This window comes from Shewanella sp. Actino-trap-3 (genome assembly GCF_002836275.1).
Taxonomy (GTDB): domain Bacteria; phylum Pseudomonadota; class Gammaproteobacteria; order Enterobacterales; family Shewanellaceae; genus Shewanella; species Shewanella psychromarinicola.
In genome coordinates, this window is the sequence record NZ_PJCE01000001.1 from 3,130,733 (window position 1) to 3,146,545 (window position 15,813).

Genomic DNA, 15,813 nt, shown 5'->3' on the forward strand with positions numbered 1-15,813 from the left:
ATCCCTTAAACTGAGTGAGGCTTATATTGATTAGTAAAATGGGCTAGGATCAACATCGAGCATACTTGGCGATACACCTCGCTCAATATGTAACTCCGATTTAAATAGGTCAACCATGGTCACGTCGGTGTAACGTTTATATTTAATTGAATAAAAACACTTAACGATAGGATGCAACGCATCACGTCCCTTTGAGTCCCATACAATTCCAATACGGTGATCCGATAACTGAACTAATGAACCGACAGGATAAATACCCACGCAACGAATAAACTCATATACGAGCTTTTGATCAAGATGAAATGGCGTCAGGCTGATCATAATTTTAAATGCCGCCGCTGGGCTCATGGCCTCTTTGTAACAGCGAGTCGCAGTTAACGCATCAAAAATATCAACAATACAACTCATGCGTCCATGTTGAGGAAGTTGCTCGTCCTTAAGACCATTAGGATAGCCACGACCATCGAGTTTTTCATGGTGCATTAAGCACACATCTTTGCTGACCTGTGATAGTCCTTTTGTTTCATTCATGATTTCAATTGCATAGAATTGATGCAATTTAATGTGCTCAAATTCTTCCGGGGTTAACTTACCAGGCTTGTGCAATATTTCGTTATCGACTTTAATTTTGCCAATATCATGTAAAATACCGCCCACCGCCATTTGCTTGAGCAGTTCACGATCAAGATTAAGGTGTTTGCCGAAGGTCACCAATAAAAAGGCCACATTAATAGAATGTTCAAATAAATAAGCATCTTTGGTGCGCAAAGCAGAAATGCATTTAAAGGCATCTGTATCCCCCATAACCGACTCAATCATTTTGTCGGCGACAGCTTCAAATTCACCCACTTCGATGGCTTTACCACCGAAGGTTTCAGACATCACTTTTTTAATTAATCCTTTTGCTTCAGCAAGTAGCTTTTTAGCCTGCGCTTGCTGACCATCTCGAGTTGCCGTCGCTTTACGCATCAATGGACGAATAGCTGAACTCGATCGATTGGATTTTTTTAACCCGCAGGTATCAGATGATCGCTCAATATCGACCCACACAAACGCAATACTATTTTTTTTCAGTTTTAAAATTGCATCACGATGTTTGATTTGTCCGGGGTTACTAATAGCTACTTTGCTATACTGATGGTCTATCGCAGAAACAAACATGCCTAAAGCAAGTTTATCGATAGGGATTTTGATGACATTGCTTGATTCAATAGAATCATTCATTGTGCAAATTACTCCGGGAGGGGAAACTAAAAAGACGGGATCTTGATCACCTGACTACTGTTAGTATTTTGAACTATTTTACTGCATTCGCCTATTCATTTTGTGCCACTATTATCATTTCGTCACATAATTTATTATCAAACCTTTACACATCACTCAATGAATAGATGATTGTTTTATAGGCAAAATAATAAAAAGGCACTTATGTCCGCTAGGATATATCTAAAGAGATAAGCGCTACATAAAGTAAAGCCAGAGTATCTTATCAACGGAATAAGCCACTAATATGTCATTATCGGCGGTTATTGATATTATATTAGCAATTAAGATCACACGATTTAACCTTGCTAATTGACACTATTTCATCACTTTATTACCGTATAGTCTGTTGCTGTTATACGTGAGGTATTTCTTTTTGGGCCACTTCTTTTCATCACAATTCAGTGAACTGATCACTAAGCTGAAACAGCTTAGCAAAGTGCCTGCTCGCGAATCCATAATTCAACTTTCGGTAGAAGCCCCTGCATTGCCTTTATTGTCTTGGTTAGCAGCACAAAACCAATACCCCAAAATATATTGGCATGGCAGAGATAGAGACGAAGATATCGCCGCTATTGGAACATGTAAAAGTTTCTTTTTTAAAGACCAAGTTGACGATAATGACCTGGCAAAAATTTATCAACAACAGCGTAATAAAACCAGCCAACAAGACATTCGTTATTATGGCGGCCTGGCTTTTGACCGCACAGTAGAATGCTGGCCAGAATTTGGTCGCGCACACTTTATTTTACCGCGTATTGAGTTGCGCCGAAATAGTCGTACTCTCAAGATCCTCGTTAACCTAAACTTTGATGGCGTTGATCCTGACCAAGAAATTCAAGCGGCTATCGATGCCATTGAACGAGTACAAAAACCACAGCCTTTATCTCCACCCAATAAAATGAGCTTAATGGGTCGCAGTGATTTACCCAATTTTGAACGCTGGAAAGAGTTAGTAGAGCAAGTCACTCAGGCTAATTTTAATCGCTCAACGCCTAAAGTGGTACTCTCTCGTCATACCCAAATTGATGTGAACGACGATATCGATCCTTGGACAGTACTGGCTTGCTGGCAAGGTCGAAATCCCAACAGTTTTCAATTTGGATTCCAATTTAGCCCTGAGCGTGCGTTTATTTCCTGTTCACCAGAACGCTTGTATTTACGCCGCCAACAAGAATTGTTTACCGAAGCGCTTGCGGGTACCACGGTACGGGGACTCAATCCTGAAGAAGATAATTCTCTGGCACAAGCATTATTAGATGACTCTAAAAACAGTCATGAAAATCAGCTTGTTAGAAAGCACATCGTTGATGCGCTCACCCCATTAAGTCAGTATATAGGTGCCGACGAGAAGCCTAAAATTTTTAAACTGGATCATATTCAACATTTACACCGTTCGATTAGGGCACAGCTAAGGCCTGGGGTAAACGATTTTGAATTACTGCGCGCATTACATCCCACTCCTGCTGTCGGCGGCTTACCACGCAATGCCGCATTGAACTTTATTCGTCAAAGAGAAGGTTATGCTAGAGGCTGGTATGCTGGGGCTTGCGGCTATTTAAATCACCATGAATCAGAATTTTCAGTTGCGATTAGAAGTGCACTCATCGAGCCTAGAAGGATCAATTTATTTGCCGGAGCAGGCATAGTCGCTGGCTCAGATCCTGAGGCGGAATGGCAAGAACTGGAAAATAAATTAGCCACTGTACTGTCTATTTTGATCGACTTTTAATATCCCTCAGCTTACTGATACTTATCTCATTAACCGCAACTTGGGTTTATAGATGAGATAAGTAAGCTAACATTAAAATATGTCACCTATTTCATGTCACATTTGACATGTGTTTTGCTAATAAGGCGCCTTCACCTGTTAATAGCGGTGTTAATAGCTGCGTCATTAGCCGGTCTGTTGCAAGTCAATTCCACATCGTTAGCAGAACAAAGAGCTTGTTGGTAAGCGCTTATGATCTCGAGTTGAGGTGACTTAACCTCGACGATATCTTTCGCTTGTGCAAAGCCCATGCTATTATCCTGCCCCCGTGGCTGCTAACACTTATGTATTGCCTTGAAAAGGGTGGACTAACAGGTGAATTTAACGCCAGCACTGCCAATAAACTAAAATAATAATATTCTCTATAACAGACATTAGCTTATCTGTTTAACGGTGGCTAAATAGCATCGTTAGCACAGGCCAAGACTGTTAACCAAATTAATAGCGGGTTCCCTCACCCCGCGCTAACCCAATTAAAAAGGCCACAATATGTTGACGTTAACCCAGGCGAAATATCGCCGAGCACTGATGTTATTAGTCAGTTTTCACATCTTAATTATTTGCGCAAGTAACTACCTCGTTCAACTGCCATTTCAGCTATTTAGCTACCACACCACTTGGGGGGCGTTTAGCTTTCCATTTGTATACTTAGCAACCGACTTAACCGTTAGAATTTTTGGTCAGCGAGCCGCAAGAGGCATTATCGTCAAAGCCATGATACCGGCACTCGTGGTGTCGTATTTAGTGGGAGTGTTGTTTCATCAAGGCCAATTACAATCATTTTCGGCTTTAGCAGAATGGAATAATTTCGTGTTTCGTATCGCTTTTGCCAGCTTTGTGGCTTACTTAATTGGCCAGTTAATGGACATCACAGTATTTGCTAAATTACGTCAAGCCAAAGCGTGGTGGGTCGCACCAGCGGCATCGACGCTAATCGGTAATTTAGTGGATACCTTAGTGTTCTTTAGCATAGCGTTTTATGCCTCGAATGATCCCTTTATGGCAACTCATTGGCCAGAAATTGCGACTGTCGACTACGTCTTTAAGCTTATAGTGAGCCTAGGTTTGTTTTTACCGGCATATGGCGTGTTATTAAAAGTACTGCAAGACAAGATTTTACTTAATGCAGCCACCAATAATGACAATGTTGTTATCCAAGTATCCAAATAATCATCATGACTCTTTAATGATGGCGAGATGAGTACAAGCAACTGTCGGCTTCAATAGCTGGGCCGGCGGTGTGCTTTACTCGTTCGGCGTTTACCACACCTGCGACAGATGCAATGACGACGATTGTTATCTGGACTCCCTGTCAAAGAATACCTTAGGTTATCTGAAGCCGATTGACACTCATATTCGCCCTACACCTCAGGAATGAGCTAGTGCTAGTGCTAGTTAGGTTAATGATAAGAGTAAACCACAAAAGTCCACATTCTCTTTGAAGCGAGAACAACCTTTAAGGCCATAATAACCGCGTGAAAGACTCTCATTCTATAGCGCACATCTAAATATCTACCAACATGAAAGTGATATATAAAATAATTACTTTAAGAATCATAGGCTAAAGAGAACTTTTCGTTTATTGAATATAAAGAGTAGATTAATCATGATAAGCACTTGCAAATACAAATGAGAATGATTACTATTAATGCGCGTTCCAAAACTCGGTTAATCATTAAAGACTTCATCACCTTTAATTGGTTTTCAGAGTTCGCAAGCACGACATTGCTCACACACTCTTTGTGGCCGGGTTAATCACCCGGCTTTTTTTTGGCTGATTTTAGGTTAGCTATTGAATCCATCACCAAAATGCAAGCCTTCATATGGCCCAAGCTGTTGATAATCTTTAGCATTATGATAAAGCCCAATGGTAAATATAGTCCCTTTTCCTACCGTCGAATTGACTTCGATCGTACCACCAAGCCGTTTAATAATGCCATAACTCAGAGAAAGACCTAAACCGGTACCATCTTTACGCGTGGTATAAAATGGATCAAAGATACGACTCAAATCTTCTTTAGTAATACCTATCCCTTCATCTTCCACTTCAATTTTTACGCCTATAGGTTTGCCCTCTTCCAACCAGTCGTATGTTCGTAGCCAAATCCGGCCTTTATTTTCAATAGCATGAGCAGCATTAACCATTAAGTTAATGAGAACTTGTAATAGTTGAGGTCGATTGACTTCAACCGATCCCGTCGCGGTGAATTCCTTGATAAGCGTCACTTCTTGTTGCTCAATAGAATGGCGTGCTAATAACAGCATTTCTTCAACTATTTGCGTCACCGGTTGTAACGTAATAGGTGCATTGAACTCCCCAGGACGACTGTATTGCAACAGGCTTCGAATAATTGTAGTGATCCGACCCACTTGTTGGATCACCAACTCGATTTCTTCTTCTACCACAGTCGCATTGTCACCAAGCTCAGCTTTTAATAACTCCATGTTGCCCAAGATAACCGCTGTAGGATTGTTGATTTCGTGGGCAATACCGGCAATAAGTTCTCCTAATGCGGTAAGCTTTTCGTTAGTGACGAGTTGTTGTCTGGTCGCATGCAATAATGCGACATTACGTTCAAGTTCCTCGGTTTTATCTTGCAAACTGCGGGTACGCTGTTCCACTTTAATCTCAAGTTGCTCTGCAGCAGCTTGAATTTGGGCATTACGCCGCTGCAACTGATCAAGCATGCTGTCAAATTGCTCCGCTAAATGAGCCAGCTCATTCTCGCCATTTATGTCTAATTTACCAATTCTGACATTTCGCCCTGACTGAACGGCAGTAACAACTTGATGAATATGTTCAATCGGTTGCAATAAGCTATTCGCGCCTCGGTACACTAAAAAACCTGAGATCAATAACACCAGAACTAAAATGGTACCTAATTCAATAATATTGAGTAAATAATTATGTAAAAATGGCGATTCAGAAAATCCAGCATAAACCATCCCAATCCTTTGGCCGCGAACATCTCGTAAAGGTAGGTAACCCGAGATATACCAATCATTAAATACAAAAGCTCGATTTATCCACGTTTGCCCTTCAATCAATACTTGTTGATATACCTCATCAGAAACGAGTGTTCCTAGCGCTCTATTGGGTTTTTGATTTTCTTTCGGAAACAGCTCCATTGGCACATTGGTGCTAATGCGAATATTATCTAAAAAAAGGGTTACGGTACCAATTGAGCGTTCGGGTAAGGTCCCTTTGGCGTAGACTAAATCACGGATATGATCGACGATAATAGTATTATTATTAAACAGCATACCGCCGTCCAAATACCAAAATACATTTCCAGACTGGTCGGCTATGGGTAATAAGGTTCGGCTTAATAAGCCGCGTGTTTCAATACTTTTTTTAGGTTGCTTTGCATGCGAGGTCGGGATCAGCGTAATTTGAGCCTGCGTTGCTAAACTTGAATTAATTCTTTGGAGACGTTTGGCAGGCAAGACCATCAAACCCGACAACACCTTCTGTTCGGTTTGGTGTAACATCAAACGTAAGTCTGGGTCGGCGGCGGCATCTGCAACACTAATTAAGCGTAAGAAATCTAATCCTAATGTTTGCTGTTGCTGTGCTAATAGCATATTTAATGCACTAATTGCATTTGGATTAGGTTGTTGATCACTGTGTTTTATTAACCTAAATGCATGTTGAAAATCCCATGATTCACTTATCGAATCTAATTGTTCTTGTTGCCTTTCCTGCATTTGCATTAAGGTACTATTGGCCACAACCAAGTCAGCGTTCACTTTCATGAACAATTGCTTGCCTGTATATATTACATTCCAATAAATCGTAATAAACACCAAACTAACCAAGGTTAATAAAATAGGCAGTGATGTCAAAAACAAGATCCGATAACGTACTTTAGCTTGCATTTGCTGCCAACTAAGACCGAAAACTCGTGTAAAAATACCAGTAGAATGCACCACGTTTATTCTTCCTCAAGACCTTCGTTTTCGTGACTAAACCAATCTTTAAATTTTCGATCTAAGGTTTTTCGAGACACACCTAAATCCCGCGCTGCGGCAGACTTATTACCATTATGGTTATCAACCACTTTGGTGACATGTTGTTTTTCTACTTCTTTTAACGGCCAATTTAGCGGGTAACCCATAGCATCGTTAACCACAACGGACACAGGTTTTTTCCAATATTCAGCAGGTGGTTTTCCTAATAAAATACAACGCTCAATCATATTACGCAGTTCACGAATGTTACCAGGCCAATCATGTTGCTGGAGTACTTGTAGATCTTCATGGCTCCATATGACATCTTTTATCCCTAATTCTTGTGATAATTGTAGGGTAAAAAAGTGAGTAAGCTCAACGACATCTTCTGGCCTTGATCGCAAAGAAGGAATAACCATATTTAATACATTCAAGCGATAAAATAGATCACGTCTGAAACGGCCAGCTTCAACTTCATCGATCAATAAGCGGTTAGTGGCGGCAATGACGCGTACATTAATATCGATTTCTTTTTCACTTCCCACAGGACGGATGGCTCGCTGTTCAAGCACCCTCAGTAAGGCAGTTTGCATATTCATCGGCATTTCGCCTATTTCATCCAAGAATATCGTGCCACCAGAGGCATAGCTAAATAACCCTTCACGATTGCCTTTGGCCCCGGTAAACGCTCCCGCAGTATGACCGAACAGTTCACTGGCCAATAATTCAGGGGCTATTGCACCACAGTTTACCGGGACAAATGCACCACTTCGGCCACTAAGTTGATGCAATTGTCTGGCCACCAGCTCTTTGCCTGTGCCAGATTCGCCTTCAATTAATACTACGGCGTTAGTCGGAGCAATGCGTTCAATAACTTCTTTGACATCGCGAATGGCTTCACTGTTGCCAATAATGGTGGATGATTGTCCGTGCGACAATTCGCGCCTTAACATAAAGTTTTCGCGCTTAAGCAAGCGTTTTTCTATACAACGATCGACGGCGGTTATCATTTGCTCTAAGTGAAAAGGCTTCATAATAAAGTCAGATGCACCAGCACGTAATGCTTTGATTGCCACATCCATATCGGCGTAACCGGTCATAAAAATAATATCTGATTGGCGCTCGGGATCATTGAGAGCTTCATGCCATTCAATACCAGAGCGATCGGGCAATCGAATATCAACAATCAGTAAATCGAAATGGCCGTGACTTCGTAGCTCTTCTGCTTGGGCTATTGTGGAGGCGGTTTCAACCAGCGCAAACTTCTTTGACAAGGCTTTCATCAAAAAACTACGCATACCAGGCTCATCATCAACGATAAGTACTGACATTGTGGTCTTGCTTACTGGGGACATATGCTCATCGGGACTCATAAATGGACTCTTATTTGGACATTTTGACGCGCTTTGCCAATACTGTAGCACTGAATTCAAATGACTTGGTCACTATGAACCATAGAAAAGTGATCATGGGACAATTTGTCTGTCATAAATAATTGAAGCTTGGGAGCAAGTTCACAGTTTCAGTTTTATGCGTGAACTCTATTTGCATTAACACTGCTTGGCATCTAACTTGCTTATTGCGTTGGTAATTAAGCAAAATGGCTTAGTATTTTGTACATTGATTCATGATGGACATCATGACTATTAATATATCAAGGAGCGGCAATGTTAAAACTCAAAGCAAGCGCTAGTATTCTGTTAGCGGCATCAGTACTCAGCGGAGCAATGTTCAGCCCTACAGCACTCGCAAATGACGTGATCAAATTAGCGACCACAACCAGTACTGAAAACTCAGGATTACTCGGCGCCTTGTTACCTAAATTTGAAGCTGAATCGGGCTACAGTGTGCAGGTGATTGCAACGGGTACGGGTAAAGCGTTGAAGCTGGCAACTCAGGGAGATGTTGATGTAGTGATGACTCATGCCCCTGCGGCCGAAGCAAAATTTGTCGCTGACGGTTACGGTATTGAGCCTCGCGGGATCATGGAAAATGATTTCGTTGTATTAGGACCGCTAGATGATCCTGCTGCAATAAAGTCGAGCAAAAACGTGACTGAAGCATTCAGCAAAATCGCTCATAAGCCAAGTACATTTGTATCCCGTGGTGATAACTCTGGCACTAACATGAAAGAATTAATCATTTGGAAAAATGCAGACGTTAAACCTGAATTTAACGGCTATACTTCTGTTGGCCAAGGTATGGGTAAAACCTTATTAATGGCGAATGAATTACAAGCTTATACGTTAGCGGATCGCGGTACGTATATTGCTTATAAAGCTAAACTCGATCTTAATATTAGCTTTGAAGGCGGCGCAGAATTGGCTAACCCTTACCAAATCATGTTGATCAATCCAGAAAAATACCCAGATTTAAATCATAAAGGTGCAAGAGCATTAAGCGATTGGTTTATCAGTCCTGCTACGCAAATCTTGATTAATAATTATAAAGTCCAAGGAGAGCAATTGTTTAAGGCAACTTATAAAAAATGAGTGACGGCTGGTTAGTCCTATTGCAGCAAGCATTTAGTTTGCTGCTCTCTTTTGACCCTCATGTGTGGGCAATTATTAACATCTCATTTTCGGTGTCTTTTGCCGCATTGTTGATCACCATTATTCCGTCGATGATGCTAGGCTTTATCCTTGCATTTAGCCATTTTAGAGGCCGTTGGATCGTGACAAACCTGGTGCAAACATTGCAGTCGATTCCTACTGTGGTCATAGGTTTGCTCGTGTATTTATTGTTGACTCGTAATGGTGTTTTGGGTGATTTAAAGTGGCTATTTACTCAAAAAGGGATGATTTTAGGCCAAATGTTAATTTGTGCTCCGGTACTAATCGCATTGTCCCAGGCCGCTTTTGCAAGTGTGGATCGTAGAGCTTGGGAAACCTCTCGCACATTAGGTGCTTCATGGTTACGTGCGATTTGGACCTTGTGTCGAGAACTGCGAGGACCGCTATTGTTAGCCATTATTGCTGCGTTTAGCCGCATTTTGACCGAAGTGGGTTGCTCGATGATGGTGGGTGGCAATATTATGAATGTTACTCGTAATATTCCCACCGCAATTGCGCTTGAAACAAGCAAAGGTGATTTTGCCCAAGCTATCGCGCTAGGATTGGTGTTATTAATATTAGCCTTAGTGCTAAACTTCATTTTAGGTTCATTGCGAGGCAAGGCCCTCCCAAGGAGTCACTAAGATGACATTATCTCATCATTCAGACACACCATTGGTCAGTATTCATGCGACAAATCTACTGATAACATTTAATCAGCAGTTATTGTTTAGCGCAGACAATTTGCATTTTAGTCAGGGGGATGTCATCTATCTGCAAGGTGATAATGGTTCCGGTAAATCAACCTTAATGAAGCTCCTCGCGGGGTTAATTAAACCAAGTCAAGGCCAGATAACTAGCCAGGGATTTGCTCCTCAAGCATGGTGGAGATCGGCATCAATGCTGGGTAAAGCGGTCTATTTGCATCAACATCCTTATCTCTTTGAAGGCTCAGTAAGATACAACTTAACCTACGCCTTAGATCAGCGGGCTTTAGCGCCGGAACAACGAAAAAAGCGTATCCAACAAGCCATTCATATGGCTCAATTAACCGATTTACTCGATCATGATGCGAGTGATCTATCGGGTGGGGAGCGTCAACGTCTTGCTATTGCAAGAGCTTGGATAGCACAACCTAAACTATTAATGCTTGATGAACCTATTTCGAATATGGACAAGCACTCACAGCGTTTGGTCCTCGCGATGATTAATCAACTAAAACAAGACGGTACGGGACTGATAATCAGCAGTCATCAAACCTGTGGCCTGACCGCGTTGTGCCAACAACATTGGCATATAAAACAACGCACTATTCATACCAGTATTCATGTACCCCAATCAGACGATTTACATGATACCCACACTACGGAATTACATTATGGCACCTCAAATTGATGCGGTGATTTTAGCTGGCGGCATGGCTAGACGTATGGGAGGCAATGACAAAGGCTTAGTGGATCTCAATGGCCAAGCCATGATTTGTCACACTATTGATAAGCTAACGACTCAAGTTAACCAAATTCTGATTAACGCAAATAGAAACCAAGCTCAATATGAGCAATGGGGCTACACCGTCTTTAGCGACCAAGACAGTGGTTATTTAGGGCCTCTAGCCGGAATGGTCACCGCCTTAAAAAAGACTCAAGCCGATTATCTTCTTGTTGTCCCTTGTGACTGTCCTATGTTGCCAACTGACTTAGCAGCAAGATTGTTGACGGCTTTGGAGCAACAGCAGGCCGACCTTGCTGTGGCCAGTGATGGAGAGTATGAACAACCCGTAGTATTACTATTAAAACCTCATCTAGTGACATCGATGCAGGCTTTCTTGGATGCGGGAGAGCGCAAAATTGATTTATGGTACAACCAACATAAAGTGGCAGTAGAAAGTTTTGCCGACCAACCCAATGCATTCGTTAACATCAATACACCAGAACAAAAACACCAGTTAGCAAAGCAAATTGCCAAGTAATTCAGTAGAGGTACTTCATGACAGCACTATTTACCAACCCATTGCCGATCCCCGTTTTAGGCTTCTGTGCATACAGTGGCACCGGCAAAACCACCTTACTGAAACAACTTATTCCGTTATTGAATCAACGCGGTTTACGTTTAGCGGTTATCAAGCATGCACACCATAATTTTGATGTCGATATTCCCGGTAAAGACAGTTTCGAGATGCGTAAAGCTGGGGCAAGGCAAGTATTAGTGGCTTCTCATGTGCGCTGGGCGTTAATGACTGAAGATCTTGTCGATGACGATCCACAATTGCAACATTTACTCAGCCAAATTGATGCGGATAAAGTCGACATTGTCTTGGTAGAAGGGTTTAAAAAACTGGCGTTGCCTAAAATAGAATTGCACCGCGCGGCACACCATAAACCTTTGATTCATATTCATGATGACAATATCGTTGCTATCGCGTGCTGTGATGATACGACAGTGGATGATTCTTTAACTCGCTTAGACTTAAACAATATTGCGCAAATTGCTGATTTTGTACAACACTACCAACAGGCATGGCTGCCTACCGCGGTAAAATTACCAATCGATTTCACTGAAACACTGCAAACTGCAGCATCTGATGCGCAAAGTGGCCTTACTGTATCCCAAGGTATTGCTGAAGTATTAGCGCAAATCACGCCGCTTGAACGCATCGAGTCGCTTAACCTGATTGATATCGACAATAGAGTTTTGGCGCATGACATTATCTCTAGCGTGAATGTGCCGCAACAAACAAATTCAGCAATGGATGGTTATGCGTTCGCATTGAACGATCTAGCAACATCAGCAACGCTTAAGGTTGTCGGTGAAGTGCTCGCGGGTCATCATTACCCTGATATATTGCGCCCCGGTGAAGCGGTGCGCATTATGACTGGCGCGACCGTTCCTCAAGGTGCGGATACGATTCAGGCACGTGAATTGGTCTCGGAACACGATAGTATTATCACCATCCTTGAATCTGAACATGTGGTAAAAGGTCAACATGTTCGTTTAGCCGGAGAAGATATCGCTAAAGGTGACGTTGCGTTAGCGGCAGGCTCACGTTTAAGTGCGGCAGAACTAGGTTTACTGGCCTCGCTTGGCTTTAACCAATTACCACTGTTTCAACGTCCGGTTGTCGCGGTATTCTCAACCGGTGATGAAGTCAGCCAACCAGGACAAGCACTCAAACCAAACTGTATCTATGACTCAAATCGCTACACGATAATATCGATGGCTAAAAAGCTCGGTTGTCAGGTTATCGATTTAGGCATCATTGAAGATAATGAACAAATACTCACCGCCACGTTGCGCAGTGCAGCGAAACAAGCCGATGTGGTGATTAGCTCTGGAGGCGTGTCAGTGGGCAATGCCGATTACATTAAAACGGCACTCGCCAATGTTGGCAATACCCAATTTTGGCGAATTAATATGCGTCCAGGCCGCCCACTCGCAGTAGGGAACATTGATCGAAGCTTGTTTTTCGGCTTACCGGGTAATCCCGTTGCCGTTATGGTGGCCTTTTTACAGTTTGTGCAACCTGCTATCCGTAAATTGGCAGGTGAGTCTCACTGGCAGCCTCAATTTATTCCAGCGATGGCACAGCATGCATTACGAAGTAAAACTGGCCGCACTGAGTTTTTACGCGGTATTTACACTATTGGGTCAGATGGCAAAATCCATGTCAGTACCACTGGCGCACAAGGCTCAGGAATGCTTAGTTCAATGGTCAGTGCCAATTGCCTTATAGTCATTGACGATGACACCGCCAGCATACCTGCGGGTGAATCTGTGTTTATTCAGCCATTTGCTGATTTGCTGTAAGTGTTGATATGAGCCAGCTTATCGACAGCTTTCAGCGAAAAGTAGATTATTTACGCTTATCGGTAACCGATCGTTGCGATTTTCGCTGTGTATATTGCATGAGCGAAGATCCGACTTTTTTACCTAAATCACATGTACTTAGCTTGGAAGAGTTGTCGTGGATAGCCCAAGCTTTTACTGAGCTTGGGGTAAAAAAAATTCGCTTAACAGGTGGCGAGCCACTAGTGCGATCCGATTGTGACAAACTGGTCAAATTATTGAGAAAATTGCCAGGACTTAAAGAACTGTCAATGACCACTAATGGGTCTAGGTTATCTAAGTTAGCGCAGCCACTGTTTGATAATGGTCTTAGCCGATTGAATATCAGCCTCGATACCTTAAACCCCGATGTATTTGCGCAGCTAACACGTAACGGTAAACTAGAGCGTGTTATCGCTGGCATTGATGCCGCAATAGCGGCTGGCTTTCGTAACATCAAAATTAATGCGGTCATTCTGCGCGGACAAAACGATCATGAAGTATTAGATTTAGTTGAGTTCTGTCGCCAACGTCAACTCGATATTGCTTTCATTGAAGAAATGCCAATTGGACTCATGGATGATCGCCATCGTCACCGTCATTGCTCAAGTGACGAAGTCCGAAACATTATAGAAACGCGCTATCCCTTAATCGCTTCATCTAAACGCACAGGCGGCCCCTCTCGATATGTAAAGATGGCCGACAGCAAGATTCGTATCGGATTTATATCGCCACACAGCAATGACTTTTGTCATGAATGTAATCGCGTAAGAGTCACCGTTGAAGGGCAATTACTCTTGTGCTTAGGCAATGAGAATGCCATTGATTTAAAATCAATTGTACGACAATTCCCCGCTGACGTTGAACGTCTTAAACAAGCCATTACCGATGGAATGCAATACAAGCCGCAATCTCACCACTTTAATCTCGACGCTGCTCCACAAATACTACGCTTTATGAATGCCACTGGCGGTTAATTGTTTTTGCTATCGTCAATGGTACACTTATGCCATTATTTGCCGCTTCAAACTAGCGCGTTACATTGCCAGTTTGAGATAGTTTTTTATCCACGTTAAGGTGATTTATGGCTCTGTCACGTAAAAGTTGGAACTACATCATCATGGGGGCCAGCATATTTATGATTGCGGTGTTGTCTTTTATCAATGACAAAACCGCCAATGTTCCCAATGATACAGTGCCTTTATTTGATCCCCAGCTCCCCCTAAAACAATTACAACTTGATGGTATTTGGTTAAGCCAACAAGACGGCCTGTGGCAGTGTCATTCGCAGGTGCTCAATTGTCAGCAATGGGCACAGTCGTGGCAAAATATTAGTGTATCTCCATTAACGGATCCGCCGGAACATAGCCTTAAAGAGCAAAAATTATCTATTGCTATCGATAATATGCAAACGGCACAGCTATGGCGCTACTTTCCAAATGAAGGCTTGTTGCAATCATCCAAACAAAATTGGTATCAAGTGCCACCGAGTTTGCGCGTCGAGTTACAACCTATTCTCGCGATTCCTTCTCAATCAAAATAATGAGTCATTATGCCCGAATTACCAGAAGTTGAAGTGACCCGACAAGGGATCAGTCCATACCTTATCGAACAAACGGTGAGTGAATTGATTGTGCGTAATGCCTCGCTACGTTGGCCTGTACCTGCCGTTGCGCAAAACATTGTTGGCCAACGCATTAATAATGTTCGCCGCCGCGCCAAATACTTATTAATTGATACCGATGCAGGCATGACCATAGTTCATTTAGGTATGTCAGGCAGTTTACGTATTTTGCCACGCAATACCCCAGTCGAAAAACATGACCATATTGATTTAGTACTCGAAAACGGCCGCATGTTGCGCTTTAATGACCCCCGCCGCTTTGGTGCATGGTTATGGTACGAATTGCCCGAAGAAGCTCACCCACTGCTATCAAAACTCGGCCCAGAACCACTGAGTCAGCACTTTACGCCAACACAATTGCAAGCGGCATTAAGCGCTAAGAAAAAAGCGATCAAACTGTGCTTAATGGATAACCACATCGTGGTGGGTGTGGGTAATATTTATGCTAACGAAGCGCTCTTTGCGGCAGGAATACACCCACAGGCAGCAGCTGGCAGTATTGATTTAGAACGGTTAACGATCCTAGTAAATGAAGTAAAGCAAATTTTGGCTCACGCTATTGAGCAAGGTGGGACAACCTTAAAAGATTTTACCAATGCCGATGGCAAGCCAGGTTATTTTGCCCAAAAGCTACATGTTTATGGCCGCGGTAGAGAAACCTGTACCGCCTGTGGCAATTTATTAACTGAGATAAAATTGGGCCAACGTACTACGGTATTTTGCGGTCTGTGTCAGCAACGATAGTCCCATAAGTAATACCATTTTGATTAGCAAATAAAAAAGGGAGCCATTGGCTCCCTCATATCATCAACCTCAACTCGGCTAATCAA

Annotated in this window: 13 protein-coding genes; 10 read left to right on the forward strand and 3 right to left on the reverse strand. The window is 42.5% G+C overall.

Annotation, left to right across the window (positions count from 1 at the left end):
• Window positions 1–30: 30 nt before the first annotated feature.
• A complete protein-coding gene (locus CXF80_RS13390) occupies window positions 31–1,224 on the reverse strand; it encodes an HD-GYP domain-containing protein (protein ID WP_101033327.1) in 1,194 nt (397 codons plus the stop codon).
• 415 nt (window positions 1,225–1,639) lie between these two features.
• Here CXF80_RS13390 and CXF80_RS13395 point away from each other — a divergent pair, with 415 nt between their 5' ends.
• Together CXF80_RS13395 and CXF80_RS13400 are read left to right on the forward strand one after the other, a co-directional pair.
• A complete protein-coding gene (locus tag CXF80_RS13395; protein WP_232772107.1) occupies window positions 1,640–2,995 on the forward strand; it encodes an isochorismate synthase in 1,356 nt (451 codons plus the stop codon).
• 528 nt (window positions 2,996–3,523) lie between these two features.
• Window positions 3,524–4,204, forward strand: coding sequence for a 7-cyano-7-deazaguanine/7-aminomethyl-7-deazaguanine transporter (locus CXF80_RS13400; protein WP_101033329.1), 681 nt, complete (start codon window positions 3,524–3,526; stop codon window positions 4,202–4,204).
• Between the two features lie 615 nt (window positions 4,205–4,819).
• Here CXF80_RS13400 and CXF80_RS13405 read toward each other — a convergent pair.
• Window positions 4,820–6,913: a sensor histidine kinase gene (locus CXF80_RS13405; protein WP_101034778.1), complete on the reverse strand. Its 2,094-nt coding sequence runs from the start codon at window positions 6,911–6,913 to the stop codon at window positions 4,820–4,822.
• 56 nt (window positions 6,914–6,969) lie between these two features.
• Window positions 6,970–8,358: a sigma-54-dependent transcriptional regulator gene (locus CXF80_RS13410; RefSeq protein ID WP_101033330.1), complete on the reverse strand. Its 1,389-nt coding sequence runs from the start codon at window positions 8,356–8,358 to the stop codon at window positions 6,970–6,972.
• A 354-nt stretch (window positions 8,359–8,712) separates the two neighbouring features.
• Here CXF80_RS13410 and CXF80_RS13415 point away from each other — a divergent pair, with 354 nt between their 5' ends.
• The 8 genes from CXF80_RS13415 (at window position 8,713) to mutM (ending at window position 15,727) form a co-directional block, all read left to right on the forward strand.
• Entirely contained in the window at window positions 8,713–9,477 is a 765-nt protein-coding gene (locus CXF80_RS13415; RefSeq protein WP_232772220.1) for a substrate-binding domain-containing protein, read from the forward strand.
• The gene (locus CXF80_RS13420; protein ID WP_101033332.1) at window positions 9,474–10,181 is read left to right on the forward strand and encodes an ABC transporter permease; all 708 of its coding nucleotides are present in this window, start codon (window positions 9,474–9,476) and stop codon (window positions 10,179–10,181) included. Before CXF80_RS13415 ends, CXF80_RS13420 begins: the two co-directional genes overlap by 4 nt.
• A gap of 1 nt (window position 10,182) precedes the next feature.
• Window positions 10,183–10,932: an energy-coupling factor ABC transporter ATP-binding protein gene (locus tag CXF80_RS13425; RefSeq protein WP_101033333.1), complete on the forward strand. Its 750-nt coding sequence runs from the start codon at window positions 10,183–10,185 to the stop codon at window positions 10,930–10,932.
• The gene (gene mobA, locus CXF80_RS13430; protein ID WP_101033334.1) at window positions 10,916–11,506 is read left to right on the forward strand and encodes a molybdenum cofactor guanylyltransferase MobA; all 591 of its coding nucleotides are present in this window, start codon (window positions 10,916–10,918) and stop codon (window positions 11,504–11,506) included. The genes CXF80_RS13425 and mobA overlap by 17 nt, the downstream gene beginning before the upstream one ends.
• A gap of 17 nt (window positions 11,507–11,523) precedes the next feature.
• Window positions 11,524–13,341 carry a bifunctional molybdopterin-guanine dinucleotide biosynthesis adaptor protein MobB/molybdopterin molybdotransferase MoeA gene (locus CXF80_RS13435; protein WP_101033335.1) on the forward strand — a complete coding sequence of 606 codons (1,818 nt, stop codon included), beginning with the start codon at window positions 11,524–11,526 and terminating at the stop codon, window positions 13,339–13,341.
• Between the two features lie 8 nt (window positions 13,342–13,349).
• On the forward strand, window positions 13,350–14,336 hold the full coding sequence (gene moaA / locus CXF80_RS13440; RefSeq protein ID WP_101033336.1) for a GTP 3',8-cyclase MoaA: 987 nt from the start codon (window positions 13,350–13,352) through the stop codon (window positions 14,334–14,336).
• A gap of 107 nt (window positions 14,337–14,443) precedes the next feature.
• Window positions 14,444–14,902 (forward strand): hypothetical protein, encoded by a 459-nt coding sequence (locus tag CXF80_RS13445; protein WP_101033337.1) that lies wholly within the window; start codon window positions 14,444–14,446, stop codon window positions 14,900–14,902.
• 9 nt (window positions 14,903–14,911) lie between these two features.
• Entirely contained in the window at window positions 14,912–15,727 is an 816-nt protein-coding gene (mutM, locus tag CXF80_RS13450) for a bifunctional DNA-formamidopyrimidine glycosylase/DNA-(apurinic or apyrimidinic site) lyase (protein WP_101033338.1), read from the forward strand.
• Window positions 15,728–15,813: the final 86 nt, after the last annotated feature.

Bases quoted from the DNA above. Each gene is read 5' to 3' on its own strand.
- CXF80_RS13390 (WP_101033327.1), bottom strand. From the start codon at position 1,224: ATGAATGATTCTATTGAATCAAGCAATGTCATCAAAATCCCTATCGAT.
- CXF80_RS13400 (WP_101033329.1), top strand. From the start codon at position 3,524: ATGTTGACGTTAACCCAGGCGAAATATCGCCGAGCACTGATGTTATTA.
- CXF80_RS13405 (WP_101034778.1), bottom strand. From the start codon at position 6,913: ATGCAAGCTAAAGTACGTTATCGGATCTTGTTTTTGACATCACTGCCT.
- CXF80_RS13410 (WP_101033330.1), bottom strand. From the start codon at position 8,358: ATGAGTCCCGATGAGCATATGTCCCCAGTAAGCAAGACCACAATGTCA.
- CXF80_RS13415 (WP_232772220.1), top strand. From the start codon at position 8,713: ATGTTCAGCCCTACAGCACTCGCAAATGACGTGATCAAATTAGCGACC.
- CXF80_RS13420 (WP_101033332.1), top strand. From the start codon at position 9,474: ATGAGTGACGGCTGGTTAGTCCTATTGCAGCAAGCATTTAGTTTGCTG.
- CXF80_RS13425 (WP_101033333.1), top strand. From the start codon at position 10,183: ATGACATTATCTCATCATTCAGACACACCATTGGTCAGTATTCATGCG.
- mobA (WP_101033334.1), top strand. From the start codon at position 10,916: ATGGCACCTCAAATTGATGCGGTGATTTTAGCTGGCGGCATGGCTAGA.
- CXF80_RS13435 (WP_101033335.1), top strand. From the start codon at position 11,524: ATGACAGCACTATTTACCAACCCATTGCCGATCCCCGTTTTAGGCTTC.
- moaA (WP_101033336.1), top strand. From the start codon at position 13,350: ATGAGCCAGCTTATCGACAGCTTTCAGCGAAAAGTAGATTATTTACGC.
- CXF80_RS13445 (WP_101033337.1), top strand. From the start codon at position 14,444: ATGGCTCTGTCACGTAAAAGTTGGAACTACATCATCATGGGGGCCAGC.
- mutM (WP_101033338.1), top strand. From the start codon at position 14,912: ATGCCCGAATTACCAGAAGTTGAAGTGACCCGACAAGGGATCAGTCCA.